14 protein-coding genes, 1 tRNA gene and 1 pseudogene are annotated in these 16332 nt (G+C 76.0%); 7 read left to right on the top strand and 9 right to left on the bottom strand.

Annotation, left to right across the window (positions count from 1 at the left end):
• The 4 genes and pseudogenes from JD79_RS22900 to JD79_RS23245 all read right to left on the bottom strand — a co-directional run.
• Window positions 1-731: pseudogene (locus JD79_RS22900) on the bottom strand (hypothetical protein); the annotation flags it as partial.
• Window positions 732-1104: 373 nt separating this feature from the next.
• On the bottom strand, window positions 1105-1311 hold the full coding sequence (locus tag JD79_RS22100) for a hypothetical protein (protein WP_146220349.1): 207 nt from the start codon (window positions 1309-1311) through the stop codon (window positions 1105-1107).
• A 237-nt stretch (window positions 1312-1548) separates the two neighbouring features.
• A complete protein-coding gene (locus tag JD79_RS23240) occupies window positions 1549-1830 on the bottom strand; it encodes a hypothetical protein (protein ID WP_245899448.1) in 282 nt (93 codons plus the stop codon).
• Window positions 1827-2258 carry a hypothetical protein gene (locus JD79_RS23245; RefSeq protein WP_245899450.1) on the bottom strand — a complete coding sequence of 144 codons (432 nt, stop codon included), beginning with the start codon at window positions 2256-2258 and terminating at the stop codon, window positions 1827-1829. The genes JD79_RS23240 and JD79_RS23245 overlap by 4 nt, the downstream gene beginning before the upstream one ends.
• Before the next feature lie 670 nt (window positions 2259-2928).
• Here JD79_RS23245 and orn point away from each other — a divergent pair.
• From orn to JD79_RS00030, 4 genes are all read left to right on the top strand, one after another.
• The gene (gene orn, locus JD79_RS00015; protein ID WP_110003876.1) at window positions 2929-3609 is read left to right on the top strand and encodes an oligoribonuclease; all 681 of its coding nucleotides are present in this window, start codon (window positions 2929-2931) and stop codon (window positions 3607-3609) included.
• A 57-nt stretch (window positions 3610-3666) separates the two neighbouring features.
• Window positions 3667-3742 (top strand) — tRNA-His (locus JD79_RS00020).
• Window positions 3743-4047: 305 nt separating this feature from the next.
• Window positions 4048-5442: an ANTAR domain-containing protein gene (locus tag JD79_RS00025; RefSeq protein ID WP_170149058.1), complete on the top strand. Its 1395-nt coding sequence runs from the start codon at window positions 4048-4050 to the stop codon at window positions 5440-5442.
• 191 nt (window positions 5443-5633) lie between these two features.
• Complete coding sequence (locus tag JD79_RS00030; RefSeq protein ID WP_110003878.1) at window positions 5634-5912, top strand: hypothetical protein; 279 nt, start codon at window positions 5634-5636, stop codon at window positions 5910-5912.
• A 421-nt stretch (window positions 5913-6333) separates the two neighbouring features.
• Here JD79_RS00030 and JD79_RS00035 read toward each other — a convergent pair whose 3' ends face one another.
• The 5 genes from JD79_RS00035 to JD79_RS22105 all read right to left on the bottom strand — a co-directional run bounded on the left by JD79_RS00035 (window position 6334) and on the right by JD79_RS22105 (window position 11991).
• Window positions 6334-7308, bottom strand: coding sequence for a helix-turn-helix transcriptional regulator (locus tag JD79_RS00035; RefSeq protein WP_110003879.1), 975 nt, complete (start codon window positions 7306-7308; stop codon window positions 6334-6336).
• A 33-nt stretch (window positions 7309-7341) separates the two neighbouring features.
• Window positions 7342-8304: a helix-turn-helix transcriptional regulator gene (locus JD79_RS22905; RefSeq protein ID WP_211307798.1), complete on the bottom strand. Its 963-nt coding sequence runs from the start codon at window positions 8302-8304 to the stop codon at window positions 7342-7344.
• 120 nt (window positions 8305-8424) lie between these two features.
• Window positions 8425-8754, bottom strand: a complete 330-nt coding sequence (locus JD79_RS00045) for a hypothetical protein (RefSeq protein ID WP_110003880.1) — start codon at window positions 8752-8754, stop codon at window positions 8425-8427.
• Window positions 8755-9098: 344 nt separating this feature from the next.
• Window positions 9099-10634, bottom strand: coding sequence for a GNAT family N-acetyltransferase (locus tag JD79_RS00050; protein WP_245899452.1), 1536 nt, complete (start codon window positions 10632-10634; stop codon window positions 9099-9101).
• A gap of 172 nt (window positions 10635-10806) precedes the next feature.
• Entirely contained in the window at window positions 10807-11991 is a 1185-nt protein-coding gene (locus JD79_RS22105) for an alpha/beta fold hydrolase (protein WP_211307799.1), read from the bottom strand.
• A gap of 252 nt (window positions 11992-12243) precedes the next feature.
• Here JD79_RS22105 and JD79_RS00065 point away from each other — a divergent pair, with 252 nt between their 5' ends.
• The 3 genes from JD79_RS00065 to JD79_RS00075 all read left to right on the top strand — a co-directional run bounded on the left by JD79_RS00065 (window position 12244) and on the right by JD79_RS00075 (window position 16252).
• Entirely contained in the window at window positions 12244-13749 is a 1506-nt protein-coding gene (locus JD79_RS00065) for a mannitol dehydrogenase family protein (RefSeq protein ID WP_110003882.1), read from the top strand.
• Complete coding sequence (locus JD79_RS00070; protein WP_110003883.1) at window positions 13746-14486, top strand: HAD family hydrolase; 741 nt, start codon at window positions 13746-13748, stop codon at window positions 14484-14486. The genes JD79_RS00065 and JD79_RS00070 overlap by 4 nt, the downstream gene beginning before the upstream one ends.
• 140 nt (window positions 14487-14626) lie before the next feature.
• Window positions 14627-16252: a peptide chain release factor 3 gene (locus JD79_RS00075; protein WP_110003884.1), complete on the top strand. Its 1626-nt coding sequence runs from the start codon at window positions 14627-14629 to the stop codon at window positions 16250-16252.
• Window positions 16253-16332 lie beyond the last annotated feature (80 nt).

A 16332-nucleotide genomic window follows, 5' to 3' on the forward strand; every position in this document is an offset into this window, starting at 1 on the left:
TCCACCTGCACCTGCTCCAGGGTGAAGCGCGCCCGTCGAGGACGGTGCGGTCGCCGGGCTGCGGGCCGACCGGCTCCGGGGCCGCCGAGGTCGTCGGGGTGCTCGACGGCGGGGCCGCCGCGGCGCCGCCGCTCCCGCCGGTGAGCTCGCCACGGCGACCACCGCGACGACGACCAGCGCCAGCGCGGCGCGGCGAGCAGCACCAGCCGCGCCGGGCCGGGACCGGCGCGCGGACCGACCAGCGGCCGGGGCGGCGGGGCGGGACGGGCGCGGGGTGCGCGACGGGGGCAGGGGCGGCGGCGCGTCGGAGCCGGCGTCGGTGTCACCACTGCCGAAGAGGCCGCCGATGCCGCCGGTCTCGTCGGCCGGCACCTCAGCCACACCCCGCCGAGCTGCACGCCCGCGCCGAGCGGCGCCTCCCCGGCGGACGGCACACCGCCGCCGGACTGGGTGGCGGGCGCGGGGAAGCGGGCGGTGGCCGGGTGCACCGGCGGAGCAGGAGCCGGGCGGGGAGCGGCAGGCGCGGAGCGGCGGCGGGCGGCAGCGGGGGGCGCGGCCAGACCGGCCGCGGCCGGCGCGGCCTCCTCGTCGGCGCGGATGGCGGCCACGGCGACGGCGGCGGCCGCGAGCGGGTCGACCAGCGGCCCGGCCGGGGCGGAGGCGACGCGGTGGACCGGGATGGGCCCCGGCGCGACGGGCGCGGGGCGGCGCGGCCACCGGAGCCGCTGCACCGGCAGAGGCCGCCATCGCCGCGGGCGCGAGCAGCTCGCGCTTGCGCAGCACGTAGGGCGAGTACGGGAAGCCCTCGCCGTTGAGCTCCTCCACCGACGGCCCGCGGCCCTCGAGGCCGAGCGCGGTCAGCGCGGCGCGGACGTCGGCGGTGGTCCACAGCCGCGGGTTGTCCACCCCGGCGTAGCGGGCGGCGCGGAGATGCCCAGCAGAAGGGAGCGGGACTCCAGCAGCGCGACCTGGTCACCCTCGCCGAGGTCGCCGTCGGCCGGGGACCAGGCGGTGAGGTCGCCGACCAGCACGGTCAGCCGGGCGATGCGACCGGGCTCCAGACCGGCCCGCGCAGCCGCACCGCGGCGTCCATGCCGGCCCGCATCAGGCCGTCGAGGGCGTCGAGCCGCCGCCGGCCAGCTGCAGCACCTCGCCGGGACCGGCGCCGGGACCGATCGTCCAGGAGCCCTCCGGGGTCACGGTGACCACGCCGGCCTGCCGGACCACCTCGACCACCCGCACGACGGCGAGGCCCTCGGGCACGAACAGGACGGCGTCGGAGATGCGCCGTTCCATCGGCCCGTCGACCACGGGGATCGACGCGACGACGGCGCCCCGGACCGCACCGCCCCGGTCCCAGCGGGTCAGCTCGGCGAACAGCGCGCGCTCCCCGCCGTCTGCGGCGGCACGGGGGTCAGGGCAGCACGGGGTCCTCCTGGAGCGGGTGGGGTGCGAGGGGGCGCGGCGGTGCGCGGGTGGGGCCCGGGATCGGGGCCCGGGCAGGCGGCCGGGACCGACGTCACGTCAGGGAACGGCCGGTCCGGCTCGTCAGCGGGACGACGCGCCGCCGTCGGGATGGGCGCCGGCGAGGACGCCCTCGGCCGTACCGCCCGGCTCGACCGGACGGCGCCAGCGGGCGGACCAGGTGCTGCGCGCGAGCAGGTCGACCGCGGTCCACAGGGCGGTGAACGCGGCGACGACCAGGGCGATCGACCACCACGACCAGTCCCAGGGCGGCAGGATGCCCGCGGCGTCCTGCAGCCACCCGGCGACGTAGACGAGCGTGGCGGTCGCCGGGGCGGCACTCCATCCCGGCAGGCGGAGGGTCACCGCCAGGTCGATGCAGACGGCCCCGACCAGCAGGACCAGCGGCAGGACCGACGGCGGGAAGCGGTGGCGACCAGCCCGACCCACACGAGCGCGCGGTAGGCGAGGTACGTGCCGGCGATGAGGGTCGCGGTCCAGCGCAGGCCGACCACCTTCCGCGCGACGACGAGGGAGAGCAGGCCGGCGCAGAGGATCCACGCGGGGTGCACCCACGGCGGCACCGGCAGCATGAACGTGGTCGGCGTCTGCCCCTGGGCGGCGGCGAAGTCGAGCAGCTGCGGCTCGGCCGTCGTCTGCCCGGCCTCGTAGGCGCGCAGCGACAGGACGCCGTACTCCTGGTGCTGGTTGGGGAAGACGACGTTCTCGGCGAAGAACAGCCACAGGCCCAGCGCGACGAGGTCGCGGACCCGGCCGGGTGCGCGTACAGCCACCAGCCGCGGATCGCGCCGGCCAGCATGATCGCCGTGCCGATGTAGAGCAGCGCGTGGCTTGGGGCTCCAGCTGGTGATGTCCAGCCCGTTGATCCGGTGGTTGACGATGTCGATCGGGACCGCGACGAGGAAGGTGCCGATCCCCCCACTGCATCAGCCGCAGCGCCCGGCGGTCGACGCCGCGTCCGCTGTAGCTGTGGAAGGCCACCAGCGCGATGACGACCGCGGTGCCCGCCGAGTTGAGCAGGTGCGGGGGCGCCAGGTCGTCACGCAGCCAGCGGAAGTGCCAGGAGACGTCCCACGAGGAGCCCAGCATCTTGAGCAGGAACGCCCCGAGCCACGCGGTGTAGATCCAGCGCAGCTCGGTCTGCGGAGTCGGGCGCCCGGGGCGGCCCGGCGTCACGTAGGCGAGCCACAGCCAGTGCACCAGCGCGACGGGGTGCCGGAGCCCGGCGGCCAGCGAGCCCGGCGCCGGCGGCACCACTCGGGCGCGCGCGGCAGGGGCGGCGGGGTGGGGCACGGGGGGACTCCCAGGGATGCGGGGCGGGATGGCCCGAGACTAACGGCCGCCGCCGGGAAACCGACCCCCTGAGTGGCGCCGGTGTGGCGGGTGCGGTAGTGAGCAGGTACGCGAGGCGGGCGGGACGGACGGGACGTAGGGTCCTTCCACGTGGCGGACGCTGGCGGGCACCTGGTCTGGATCGACTGCGAGATGACCGGGCTGGACCTCACCAAGGACAGGCTCATCGAGGTCGCCGTCGTCGTGACCGACTCGGAGCTGCGCGTCCTCGACCCGGGCCTGGACCTGGTGATCTCCGCCGACGACGCCGACCTCGACGACATGGCCGACGTCGTCACCGAGATGCACGCGAAGTCCGGCCTCACCGAGGCGGTCCGCGCCTCCACGCTCACCGTGGCCGAGGCGGAGCAGCAGCTTCTCGCCTACATCAAGCGGTGGGTGCCCGAGCGGCGCACCGCTCCGCTGTGCGGCAACTCGATCGGCACCGACCGCGGCTTCCTCGCCCGCGACATGCCCGAGCTCGACGACCACCTGCACTACCGGATGGTCGACGTCAGCTCGATCAAGGAACTGGCCCGCCGCTGGTTCCCGCGGGTCTACTTCGCGCAGCCGCCCAAGGGCCTGGCGCACCGGGCGCTGGCCGACATCGTCGAGTCCGTCCGCGAGCTCGCCTACTACCGCCGGACGCTGTTCGTGGACGGGCCCGGACCCTCGACGTCGCAGGCCCAGCGGGCGGCCGGCGAGGTCGTGGCCGGCTTCGCCGACGTGCTCGCGGCGGCGGACGCCACCCCGCCGGCCACCGAGGCACCCCCGGCTGCGCCGGCGAGCTGACCGCCTCCGGTATCCTCGGTCCCGTTCCCGGCGCGCTCGTGCCGCCGGGGGCACGCGGTGGGTGTAGCTCAGCTGGTAGAGCACCAGGTTGTGATCCTGGGTGTCGCGGGTTCGAGCCCCGTCACTCACCCCACGAGGAGAGGCCCTGGTCGGTTCGCTGACCAGGGCCTTTCCCGTTCTCCGGCCCGGGCTGGGGGCAAGATCATGCCCGCTGCCCCTCGCTGGGGGCGGATCTGGGGAGGCAGTGGCGGGGCGATCGCGCACCGCAGGCAGCTCCCGACGGTGCGGCTGGCCGGTCCGGCCGGCGAGACGCCGATGCGCCCAGTCGCCGGGTCGATGCGGTGGGCTCGACGGCGCTCTCCGCATCGGCACCGGCGGCCGTACGCTGCGGTGGCGCGCGAGCTCCGCGCGGACATCCCGCCTCGCGGGGAGGGCACCGTGGCCGAACCGCCGACGCAGGTGGACTCCGCTGTCATCGCCGCCGCGCTGGGACGGCTCAGGGGCGCTCCGCCGGCTCCGGAGGAGCAGCTGTCGGAGGCGCTGGGCGAGCTGGAGGTCGCCTACGAGGAGCTGCGGGTCGCCGAGGAGGAGCTGCGCACCCAGCAGGAGACCATCGCGGAACTGCTGGCCACCGACCGGCGGCGCCGGGAACACCAGCTGGCCGACACACTGCCCGTGGCCCTGCTGCAGACCGACGCCGAGGGGCAGATCCTGCACGGCAACCCGGCCGCGGCGCAGCTGCTCGGCCTGCCCGCCGCGCGGCTGCCCCGGCGGGTGCTGCTGGCCTCGGTCGAGCTGGCCGACCGCGGCCCGCTGCGCCGGGCACTGTCGGTGCTGGCCACCGGCGAGCGCGGCGAGGTCCAGGTCGACGTCACCTTCCACGGCCGGGACGGTCGGGCCCGGCCGGTCCGGTCGTTCGGCTGGCCGGAGACCACCTCGCCGGAGACCACCTCGCCGGAGACCACCTCGCCGGGACCAGCGGTGCTGCGCTGGCTGGGCATCGAAGCGCCCGCTACCGGCAGCCCGGCCGCGCTGACCCCGGCCGGCGAGGCGGCGGCCACCGAGCCGACGCCCACCGCGCCGGTGGCCACGGAGCCAGCCGGCGACGCCGGCGGGGTGGGGATGGCGATGGCCCAGGCGTTCGCCGAGCTGGTCCTGCTGCCGCTGGACGCCGGTGACGAGCAGCGGCTGCTGCACCGGATCGTCACCGTCGTCCGCGGCGCGGTGCCCGGCGCCACTGCGCTGAGCGTCAACGTCGGCCCGCCGCTGGAACCGCAGCTGCTGGCCAGCGACGACACCGTCGCGCAGGTCTTCGACGGCCACCAGATGGTCGCCGGGGAGGGCCCCTGCCAGGACGCCTACGAGCAGCGGGCCGTCGTCGTCACCGCCGACGTCACCGCCGACGACCGCTGGCCGCGGCTACGTGGCCTGCTCACCGACGGCAGCGTGCGCAGTGTGCTGGCCGTGCCGGCGCAGCTGCCCGACCAGCGGTGGATGGTCCTCAACGTCTACAGCGACCGCCCGGGCGTGTTCACCGGCGGCAGCGTCCGGCTGGGTGAGATGGTCGCCGCAGCGGTCGCCGCGATCTTGCGGGAGGTCGCCGAGCGGGCCACACTTTCACAGCTGGCGGCCAACCTGGAACGGGCGCTGACCTCCCGGGCGGTCATCGACCAGGCCAAAGGCGTGCTGATCGCCCGCACCGGCGGCTCCGCCGAGGACGCGTTCGGCCGGCTGGCCCGGCTCAGCCAGGCCCTCAACGTCAAGCTCCGCGACCTGGCCCCGATGGTGGTCGCCGGCCACCCGGACGTGCTGACCATCCTCGACCGCATCTGACCGGGCCGCAGGCCGCCGCCGTCCTCCCCACCTCGCCCAGTCCCCGGCACTGAGCGCTGTGGCGCGGCCTCGCCCGAGTCGGCGGCCTCGTCCGACGTCGGCGGCGTGCTTCGTTTCCGGGCGAGTCCGCGCGGTGTGCCGTTCGCCTCCAGGGATAGCCGGCCGGTGGTCGGCCCGCGCACGCTCACCCCATGACGGCGGCACCCCAGCGGTCCCCGCTCAGCTGTCGGCGGACTGCGGCCGGGCGCCAGTCCGTCGAGGCGATCCGGGCGGCCGCCGCGACCGCCGCGCTGGTGGCACTGACCTACGACCACGTCGCGTTCACCGCGGAGCACGCCGCCAGTGACGCCGACGCACCTCAGCGGCACCGCGACCGGGCGGCGTGGGCGCGCCGGTACGCGGCCGAGGAACGCCGGGAGGCGCTGTACACGTGGGCGCGGGCAGCTGCGCTGGAGGCCGCCGTCGATTGACCCCCGGGGTCGCCGGGACGCGAACCGACACCCCCGCGGTGCGCAGCGACGCACCCCCATCCGTAGCCCGTGCCGGCGGCCGGCCGTTGAGTGGCAGCCGGTGCCGAGCGCCGCCGGCGCGCGAGCGCGGCCGGTGCTCCGACCAGTGGGCGTCGCCCAGGGCAGGTGCGCCCGGCCGCGCTCGGCACCGCCAAGGACGGGCCGGAGAAACCGGGTGGGTGCGATGAGCGAGTGCCGGATGCCGGGCGAGCGTCCCGGCTGGCCCTCGGCCGTCCGGCCGGCTGCCCGCCACGCCGAGGCCGAGCGGGCCCACCGGCGTGCGCGCGACCTCGCCGCCGAGGCCGGCGCCTGCCAGCAGCGGGCAGAGGTGTTGCGCCGGGGCGTGGAGGCCCGCCGGCTCCGGGCGGCTGGCGGCCACCGCTCAGGTGCGCAGGGTGGAGCTGGGGGTCACCCCGTAGGCAGCGCGGTAGTGCGCGGTGAACCGGCTGGGCGTGAACCCCCAGCGGGCGGCGACGGCAGTGACGGTCACTCCGTCCCCGGGGGTGGCCTCGCGTAGCTGACGGTGCGCCTGGGCCAGCCGCACCTGGCGCAGGTAGGCGGTCGGGGTGGTGTCCAGGTGCCGGCGGAAGGCCAGCTGCACCGCCCGCGGGGTGACGTGGGCGGCGCGGGCGATGTCGGCGACGCTGATGTCGAGGTCGGGGTGGGAGTCGATGAACGCGGTCGCGCGCCGCAGCGTGCCGGGGTGGCCGTCGAGGCTGTCGGCGGCCGCGGGTTCGGCGACGGCGGTGTTCGGGAAGATCGTCAGGACGGTGGCCGCGAGCAGCCGCGCGGCCGGCCCGAGCAGCAGCGGCGACGCGGCGGTCTCGGGCTCGGCGAGCAGGTCGTCGACGAACCGGGTGGTCCGGCGCCACCGTCCGTCGCCGCCGTCGATGGGCCGCAGGGACAGCAGCTCCCACGACCAGCCGTCCTGCGCGGGGTCGCTGCCGGCCACCTCGGTGAGCAGGGAGGCCGGCAGGCCGACGGTGTGCAGGTGCAAGGCGTGGGACCGGGCCACCAGGTCCTTCATGTGGGGGTGGTTGCCGATGCCGACGTCTCCGGGCCGGAAGCCGTGGCCGGCCTTGCCGCTGTCGTAGACCATGCTCCCGTCGAGGACGGTGTTGATCATGACGTCGTCCTGGCCCGTGGCCTCGAAGACGAGATCGGACGCCAGCCGGAAGTCGACGAGGGTGAGCGCTCCGGCCTGTACCTGGTCGAGGGTCACCAGCGGGCCGGTGTCAGGAAAGCCGCCCAACCGCAGCCGTGCCCCGTAGGCGCGGTCGAGGAAGTCGCGGGCCTCCATCCGGTCGGCCGTGGCGAACCGGAAGCGCCGCGGTGGGATGGGGGTCCCGGTGGCCATGACGCGTTCCTCCAATGGCTCGTGCCCCGGCACTCAGGTGCGCAGGGTGTGGCTGGGCAGGACGCCGTAGGTGGCGCGGTAGGCGACGGTGAACCGGTCGGGCCTGGCGAACCCCCAGCGCCGGGCGATCGCCGCGACGGTGTCGCCGGTGGTGGGGTCGGCGGCCTGCAGCTCCCGGTGCGCGCACTCCAGCCGCACCCGGCGCAGGTACGCCGTCGGGCTCAGCCCGAGGTGGCGGGCGAAGGCCAGCTGCAGCGCGCGCGGACCGACTCCGGCGGCGCGGGCGATGTCGGTGACGGTGATCGGCAGCGAGGCGTGCCCGTCGACGAACGCCACCGCCCGGCGCAGCACCGCCGGCGCCACCCCACCGGGGCTCCGCAGGTGGTCCGAGGTCATGGTGGTGTTCGGGAACGCCGCCAGCGCGGTCGCGGCCATCAGCTCGGCCAGCTGCGCGGCGACCAGCGGATGGGTCACGCCGGAGGTGGGGTCGGTGACCTGCTGGTGGACGAAGCGCATGAGCCCGAGCCAGGTGCGGCGCATCGGCTCGGACACCGGGCTCGTCCCGTCGAACCGCAGACCGGCCGCGGGTACGCCCAGCTGTTCCTCGGCCACCCGCTCCACCACCGCCAGCGGCAGCCGCACGGTGCTCATGTCCACGTCGTCCCAGTCGTTGGCGAACGGCACGCCGGTCGGGCACCGGAACAGCACACCGGGCCGCATGGCGACCTGCTCCCGGCCGACGAGGTACCGGCTCGCCCCGGCCACCGGACTCGCCACCATGAAGACGTCCAGCGGGGGCACCGCGCAGCGCAGGGCCGCCGAGAAGCGCAGACGGTCGGCGCCCAGGTCCCCGGCCGCTGCGAAGCGGATCTGGCAGGAGAACGACCGGTCGACCCCGGAGAACCCGAGCGGGCGCTCCAGCCGGTACAGAGCGGTCAGCACGGCCTGGGCCACATCCGGCTCGCGGGTGGACAACTCGAAGGTGTCGACGGGCACGATTCGGCTCCTGCGGTTCCCGCTCGTGGGCCGTGGCTGACCCGCCGGCGGCAGCACCGGCTCCGCCGACGCTAGCCCGCAACCCGTCAGGAGCGAAGGCCTCGCCGGGTGGAGCCCCTGTCAGCGCAGACCAGTGCTGGCCCACCTGTCGAGCACGTCGGCGGTGAGCAGCTTCGGCGCGTCCGGCGCCGCGGAGTGCGCGCCGCCGGCCGCAGCCCGCTTCGCCTGACGCTCCGTCATGAGCTCCGGCAGCATCTGGCCGATGGCCAGGATGTCGGCCCAGGTGAACCACACTCCGCGCTGCTGAACGCCGTCGGGGTGGCCGCTGCGCTGGTGCGGGATACACCGGGCGGTGACCCACCGCTTCAGCCAGGTCTCCGGGATGTTCAAGATCTGCGCCGCCTCGGCGCGGTCGTAGCGGCGGAGGGTGTCGAGCTGCTCGTTGGTCACCCTCGGACTGGTCCGGTGTCCGGCATCGGGGGCAGTCACCGCCCGAGCTTCGATGCCCCGGCCGGCGTCGAGACGGGCTTGCTCGAGCCGAGCTGCCGTCGCCGGAAGGCACCCGGGCACTAGGGGGCAGATTGGGGGGTGACTGACCGCTCAGGACCGCTGAAGACCGCTCAGGACCGCTCCACGACGTCCGAGCGCACGCGTAGCCTGCGCATTCGCCGGGCCACCAGGCCCGGGACCGGCCTCACTCGCGGGTTCGAGCCCCGTCACTCACCCCACGTCGAGAGGCCCCGGTCGCACCGACCGGGGCCTCTCCGCGTCCGCAGGGCGGGACGAGCCGGCGGTCAGCGGCGGCGGGTCTCCGGGAACAGCAGGTCCACGACGCGGGCGGCGACCGGTCGTGGGGCGTGGACGGTCAGGTCCGGCCGCGGGTCGGCGGCGACGAGGACGTGCCCCGGCCCGTCGGGAGCGGTCACGCGGAGGTCCAGGCCGGCGACCGGGACCCCGAGGGCCCGGACCGCGCGCAGGGCCGCCGCGGCGACGTCGGGGTGCAGCCGGTCGGTGACGTCCTCGACGGCACCCGGCCGGCGCACGGCGGCGGCGACCACCGCGTAGTCGACGACGAGGACGCGCAGGTCCTCCCCCGCCAGCTGCTCCTCCACGAGCACGTCGGGGCACTCCTGCCGGGCCCGCGCGACGGCCGACCGCAGGCCCGCCTCGTCCCGCACGCCGGCGGTGACACCCCGCCGCCCGCGGGCCGGCCGGACCGCGGCCTCGCCGGAGTGCCCGAGGAGGGCCAGGGCCGGCGCCAGGTCGTCGCCGCGCACCTCGGCGCCGGCGGGCACGCCGACCCCGGCGCCCGCCGCGATCCGGCGGGTCGCCCGCACGTCGTCGCAGCGGGTCATGGCCACGGCCGTGGTCAGGTCCGACAGCGAGCCCCGGGCGAGCACGCTGCGAGCGCCGAGCGCCAGGCGCGTCTCCCCTGCCTCCGCGTCGGTGACCTCGACCCGGATCCCCCGGCGCAGCGCCTCGTCGGCGAGGAGCCGGGCGGACGGCGGCAGCCGGTCGAGCCCGGGCGGGGCCGGGACGAACAGCCGCGCGTTGACCGCGTTGCGGCGCTTGACCACGAGCGCGGGCACCTGGCGGAAGCCGAGCCGGCGGTAGAGCGCGATCGCGCGCTCGTTGTCGTGCAGCACCGACAGGTCGAGGTAGCTGCGTCCCCGTGCGGAGTAGCGCTCGGCGAGCACCCGCACCAGCGCCTCACCGGTGCCCCGCGGCGCCTCGTCCGGATCGGCGGCCAGGCACCACAGGCTGCTGCCGCCCTCGGGGTCCCCGAACGCCCGGACGTGGTCCACCCCCGTGACCGTCCCCACCACCCGCCCGGTGCGCCGGTCCTCCGCCACCAGGTAGCGCACCGTGCGGGTGGAGTGGTTGTGCCAGACGGTGGCGCCGTCCCCGGGGACCATGCCGGTGCGCGTCACGATGCGCTCCATCTCGGCGACGTCGTCCGGGGAGGCGACCGTGCGGACGAAGACGTTCTCGACCAGGTCCCGGCGGGGGCGGTACCGGTGCAGGTCCAGCCGGAAGGTCAGCGACGGGTCGAGGAACAGCTCGCCGGGCGCCAGTCCCAGCAGCACCTGGGGATCGCGCGGGTAGATGCAGATGTCGCGCCGCCCCTCGGCCTCCCGGCCCAGCGCCTCGACCAGGCGCAACGGATCGGCGAAGGTCTGGCCGAACACCAGCCGGCCCCAGCCGAGGTCCAGGGCCGCCTCGGTGTCCATGCCCCGCAACTGGTGCTCCGACGGCGACTGCCAGGGAGCACCGGTGATCGTCGGGACGGCCGCCAGCGGCCGCCGCCGGGGCTCAGAGCGCGCGACCACCGGCCACCTCCCCGCCCTGCCGGGTCCCTGAGGAGGAGGTCGGACGAGCTGTCTCGGTCCACACGATGCGCTGCCACCCGGGGTCGGGCCGGCTCGTGGAGCGACGTGTTGCACCCCGGCCGTGCCGGAGGGACGTGCCCACCGTGCGGCGGACGAAACGGGTCCGGAACGATCAGCGCGGAACCGGGACGAGCCGGGCCGGTCCCGCCGGGACGAACGCCGTCCCGGCCCGCAGCAGTTCGTGCACCCCCTGACCGGCGGTCACCCACCGCCCGGCCGCCGGCTCCCCGCGCAGCCAGGTGGCGGCGGCCGTCAGCAGCTGCAGCCCGGCCATCGCCTCGAGGTTGAGGTGCACGGGCAGCGGGAGCACCCGCAGCAGGCCGGCCGGGTGGTCGGTGAGGAGGGTGTCGGCCAACCCCATCACGCCGGACGCGGACAGCAGCACCCTGGTCCGCGGCCCCCAGGGTCGGGTCCACGGCACGGTCACCAGCGCCACGGTGGTGAGCACGTCGAGGGCGGCGTGCGCCCGCGCCGGCAGCGGGCGGGCCGCTGCCAGCGGGTCCCCGGGCGCCGACCGGGGGACGACGTCGTGTCCGGCGGGGCCGGGAGCGTCCACCTCGCCGGCGAGGAACGCGGACACCAGGCGGGCGGACACGTCGGGCGCCGACCAGTGGGCGTTGTGCGCGGCGCCCTCGATGACGACCAGCCGGCCGTCGGGCAGCAGCCGGGTGACCTCCTCGGCCCACTCCTGCGACAGCGTCCGGTCGTGCCGCCCGCGCACCACCAGCGTGGGCGCCACGACGTCGGGCAGTCGCTGCTCGATCGGGTCGTCGGAGCTGCGCACGAGCTGCTGCACCATGCGGGCCACACCCGTCGACAGGTACTCCGACTGCAGCACCGGCTGCAGGCCGGGGACCTCGAACACCATGTTCCGCAGCACCTGCGGGTACTGCTTCCACGGCCGCCGGTAGCGGGGGTCGGGGGTCGACCCGGACAGGACCAGCCGCTCCACCCGCTCCGGGTGGCGGGCGGCGAGCTCGACGGCGACCTGCGCGCCGATCGAGTTGCCGAAGTAGGACGCGCGGGGCATGCCGTAGGCGTCCAGCCACGCCAGCAGCTGCCCGGTCTGCGTGGCGACGTCGGGCCCGCCGGGCCAGCGCAGGCGCGGGTCGCGGGGCGAGCGGCCGAACCCCGGCAGGTCGGGTGAGACGACGTCGTGGCCGAGCGCGGCCAGCCGGCGCCCGAGCGGGACCAGGTACCGGCTGGACAGACCCAGGCCGTGCAGCAGCACGACCGGCGGCCGGTCCCGGGCCGTTCCGGCGTGCCACGTCCGCGCGTGGACCCGGGCACCGAGCACGGGCACCTCGGTCCAGACGTGTCGCGGCGCGGGGCCGGCCGGACGGAGGGAGGACAGGAGGGGCACGGTGCCTCCGGGGGAGGGTGCGGACGTCCCCGGGGCTCGGGACGCGTCGCCCCTACCCACCGGACCGAGACCTGCACCACACGGTGCGGTTCCGGATTGGAACGGCGGGCGACGGGGCACCGGGAGGGGGCGGCCACGGGTGAACAGCCACCCCGTCCCGCTCCTCCTCCCCTGAGAGCTCCTCTGATGACGTCTGCCCCGACCCGGGCGACGGCCGTTGCCGTCCCCCTGTCCGACCGGACCCTCCGCGACCTCCCGCCCGAGGTCTCCGTCCCCACCTACGACCGCTCGGCCCTGCGCCCCGGCATCGTGCACATCGGCGTCGGCGGCTTCCACCGCGCCCACCAGGCCGTCTACCTCGACGAGCTCGCCCGCCGCGGGTCGACCGAGTGGGGCGTGGTGGGCGTCGGGCTGCACAGCCGCGAGATCGGCGAGGTCCTCGCCGGCCAGGACCGCCTGTGGACCGTGGTCGAGCGCGCCGCCGACGGCGACCGCGCCACCGTCGTCGGTGCGATGACCCGGTACCTGTACGGCCCGGACGACCCCGAGGCGGTGCTGACCGCGCTGACCGACGAGCGCACCCGCGTGGTGACGCTGACGATCACCAGCACCGGCTACCGCGTCGACGCGCACAGCGGCGAGTTCGACGCCGAGGACCCCCACGTCGCCTCCGACCTGGAGGACCCCGGCCACCCCGAGACGGTGTTCGGCTACCTCGTCGAGGCGCTGCACCGGCGGCGGCAGGCGGGGACCGCGCCCTTCACCGTGCTGTCCTGCGACAACATGCAGTCCAACGGCGCGGCGGCGCGCACCGCGGTGGTGTCCTTTGCCCGGCTGCGCGACGAGGACCTCGCCGGCTGGATCGAGGAGCACGTCACCTTCCCCAGCAGCATGGTCGACCGCATCACCCCCACCACCACCCCCGAGGACCGCGACGCCGTCGTCGCGCAGACCGGCGTCGACGACCGGTGGCCGGTGGTCACCGAACCGTTCCGCCAGTGGGTGGTGGAGGACTCCTTCTGCAACGGGCGGCCGCCGCTGGAGGAGGTCGGCGTCCGCTTCGTCGACGACGTCTCGCCGTACGAGACCGTCAAGACGCGGCTGCTCAACGCCGGGCACAGCGCGATCGCCTACCTGGGCTACCTGGCCGGCCTCCGGACCACCGCCGACGTCATGACCGACCCGGTGTTCCGCACGTTCCTCACCCGGCTGATGGCCGAGGAGATCGCCCCGTCCCTGCCCGAGGTACCCGGCGTCGACCTCGCCGACTACCAGGCCACGCTGCTCGACCGGCTGGCCAACCCCCGGATGGCCGACCAGCTGTCGCGGCTGTCCCGGCGCGGCTCGAGCAAGATCCCGAGCTACCTGCTGCCGTCGGTGCGGGCCGCGGTGGAGGCCGGCCGCCCGCACCGGCTGCTGTGCCTGGCGGTGGCCGGCTGGCTGCGCTTCCTGCGCGGTCACGACTACGCCGGCGAGGAGGTCCCGATCCAGGGCCCGCGCCCGGACCTCGTGCCGCTCGCGCAGGAGGCCGGCGGCGACGCCGGGCCGCTGCTGTCGGAGCGGTCGGTGTTCGACCACATCGGCCGGGACCCGCGCTTCGCCGACTGCGTGCAGGGGGCGCTGTCCGCGCTGGACCGGCAGGGGCCGCGCGAGGTCATCGAGCTGTTCCTCGCCGACGGGCGGGACCGGTGACGGCCGGGCGGTCCCGGCCGCTGGACCCGTCCGCGGTCACCACCCTGCTCTGCGACGCCGACGGCACGCTGTTCCCGTCCGAGGAACCCGCGTACGCCGCGTCGGCCGACGTCACCAACCGGTTCCTCGCCGGGCTGGGGGCCGGGCGCAGCTACGCCCCCGAGGAGCTCCAGCGCATGACCAACGGCAAGAACTTCCGGGCCGCCGCGGGTGAGCTGGCCACCGCGCACGGGCGGGAGCTCACCCGCGCCGACCTGGAGGACTGGGTGGCCGAGGAGAAGGACGTCGTCACCGCGCACCTGCGCACGGTCCTGCGCCCCGACCCCGCGGTCCGCGAGCCGCTGCAGCGCCTGGCCGGCCGGTTCGCGCTCGCGGCGGTGACCTCCAGCGCCGCGTCCCGGCTGGCCGCCTGCCTGGAGACGACCCGCCTGGCACCGCTGTTCCCCCCGGCGGGCCGGTTCAGCGCCGAGGACTCGCTGGCCGAGCCCACGAGCAAGCCGGACCCGGCGGTCTACCTGTACGCCGGCGCGACGCTCGGGGTCGGCCCGGCCGAGGCGGTCGCCGTGGAGGACTCGGTGAACGGCGCCCGCTCGGCCGTGGCCGCCGGCCACCCCACGATCGGGATCCTGCAGTTCGTCCCCGAGGCCGACCGGCGGGGCCGCGCCGAGGCGCTGCGCGAGGTCGGCGTCGCCGCGGTCGTCGGGTCGTGGGCCGAGGTGGAGGACCTGCTGGCCTGACCCGGCGGCCGGCCCGGGCGGGCTCCGTGGTCCGATCGGGACTGCACGGCACGCCCCCGCTGTTGCACTCGGTGACAGCGGGGGCGCGTGCCGCCGTGCCCTCCGCCGGACCGGCGACGACCGCACCAGGAGACCGACGCATGACCACGACCGCCCCGCCGCGCGCCGACGACGCAGGCCCGGCGCCGGCCGACGTCGTCGCCGAGGCCGCGCGGCGGCGCACGTTCGCCGTCATCAGCCATCCCGACGCCGGCAAGTCGACGCTGACCGAGGCGCTGGCCCTGCACGCCCGGGTGATCGGCCAGGCCGGCGCGGTGCACGGCAAGGCCGGCCGGCGCGGCACGGTGTCGGACTGGATGGACATGGAGAAGGCCCGCGGGATCTCGATCACCTCGGCCGCGCTGCAGTTCTCCTACCGCGACACCGTGGTCAACCTGCTCGACACCCCGGGGCACGCCGACTTCTCCGAGGACACCTACCGGGTGCTCACCGCCGTCGACGCCGCGGTGATGCTCATCGACGCCGCCAAGGGCCTCGAGGCGCAGACGATGAAGCTGTTCGCCGTCTGCCGGCACCGGGGCATCCCGGTCATCACGGTCGTCAACAAGTGGGACCGCCCCGGCAAGGACGCCCTGGAGCTGATGGACGAGGTCGCCGAGCGGACCGGGCTCACGCCGACGCCGCTGACCTGGCCGGTGGGCATCGCCGGGGACTTCCGCGGCGTGCTCGACCGGCGCGACGGCAGCTACCGGCGCTACACCCGGACCGCCGGCGGCGCCACGGTCGCCCCCGAGGAGGTCCTCCCCGCCGCCGCGGCCGCCGCGCGCGAGCCCGACGCGTGGCCGCAGGCCCTCGAGGAGGCCGACCTGCTGGCCGCGACCGCGGGCGAGCACGACCAGGACCTGTTCCTGTCCGGCGTCACCACCCCGGTGCTGTTCGCCTCCGCGATCTCCAACTTCGGCGTCGGCGCGCTGCTCGACGTCCTCGTCGACCTCGCGCCCGCGCCCGCCGGCCGGCCCGACGCCGACGGGGTGCCCCGGCCCGTCGACGCGCCGTTCAGCGCGTTCGTCTTCAAGGTGCAGTCGGGCATGGACGCCGCGCACCGGGACCGGCTGGCCTACATCCGCATCTGCTCGGGCGTCTTCGAGCGCGGGATGGTGGTCACCCATGGGCCGACCGGACGCCCCTTCGCCACGAAGTACGCCCAGCACGTGTTCGGCCGCGAGCGGGAGAGCATCGACGTCGCCTACCCCGGCGACGTCGTCGGGCTGGTCAACGCCTCCGCGCTGCACGTCGGGGACACGCTCTACGCGCAGCAGCCGGTGGCCTTCCCGCCGCTGACCACGTTCGCGCCCGAGCACTTCGCCGTGGTCCGCAGCCTCGAGACGGCCAAGCACAAGCAGTTCCGCCGCGGGATCGAGCAGCTGGAGTCCGAGGGCGTCGTCCAGGTGCTGCGGTCGGACCGGCGCGGGGAGCAGGCGCCGGTGTTCGCCGTCGTCGGCCCCATGCAGTTCGAGGTGGCCACCCACCGCATGGAGCACGAGTTCTCCGCGCCCGTGCGGCTCGAGCCGCTCCCCTACGCCCTCGCCATGCGCACCGACGAGGCCTCGGCCCCGCGGATCACCGCCACCACGGGCACCGAGGTGATGCAGCGCAGCGACGGCGAGCTGCTCGCGCTGTTCACGAACAAGTGGGTCATGGGCATCGTGCGCAACGGCAAGCCCGACCTGACCCTCGAGCCCCTGGTCGCCGCCCAGCTCGCCTGACGGCTCCGGCGTGACCCAGGTCGCAACACGCGATCGGATGTGTTGCGATGCAGGGAGGGGACCACCGAGCGCACCGGGAG

It is taken from the genome of Geodermatophilus normandii (genome assembly GCF_003182485.1).
GTDB lineage: Bacteria > Actinomycetota > Actinomycetes > Mycobacteriales > Geodermatophilaceae > Geodermatophilus > Geodermatophilus normandii.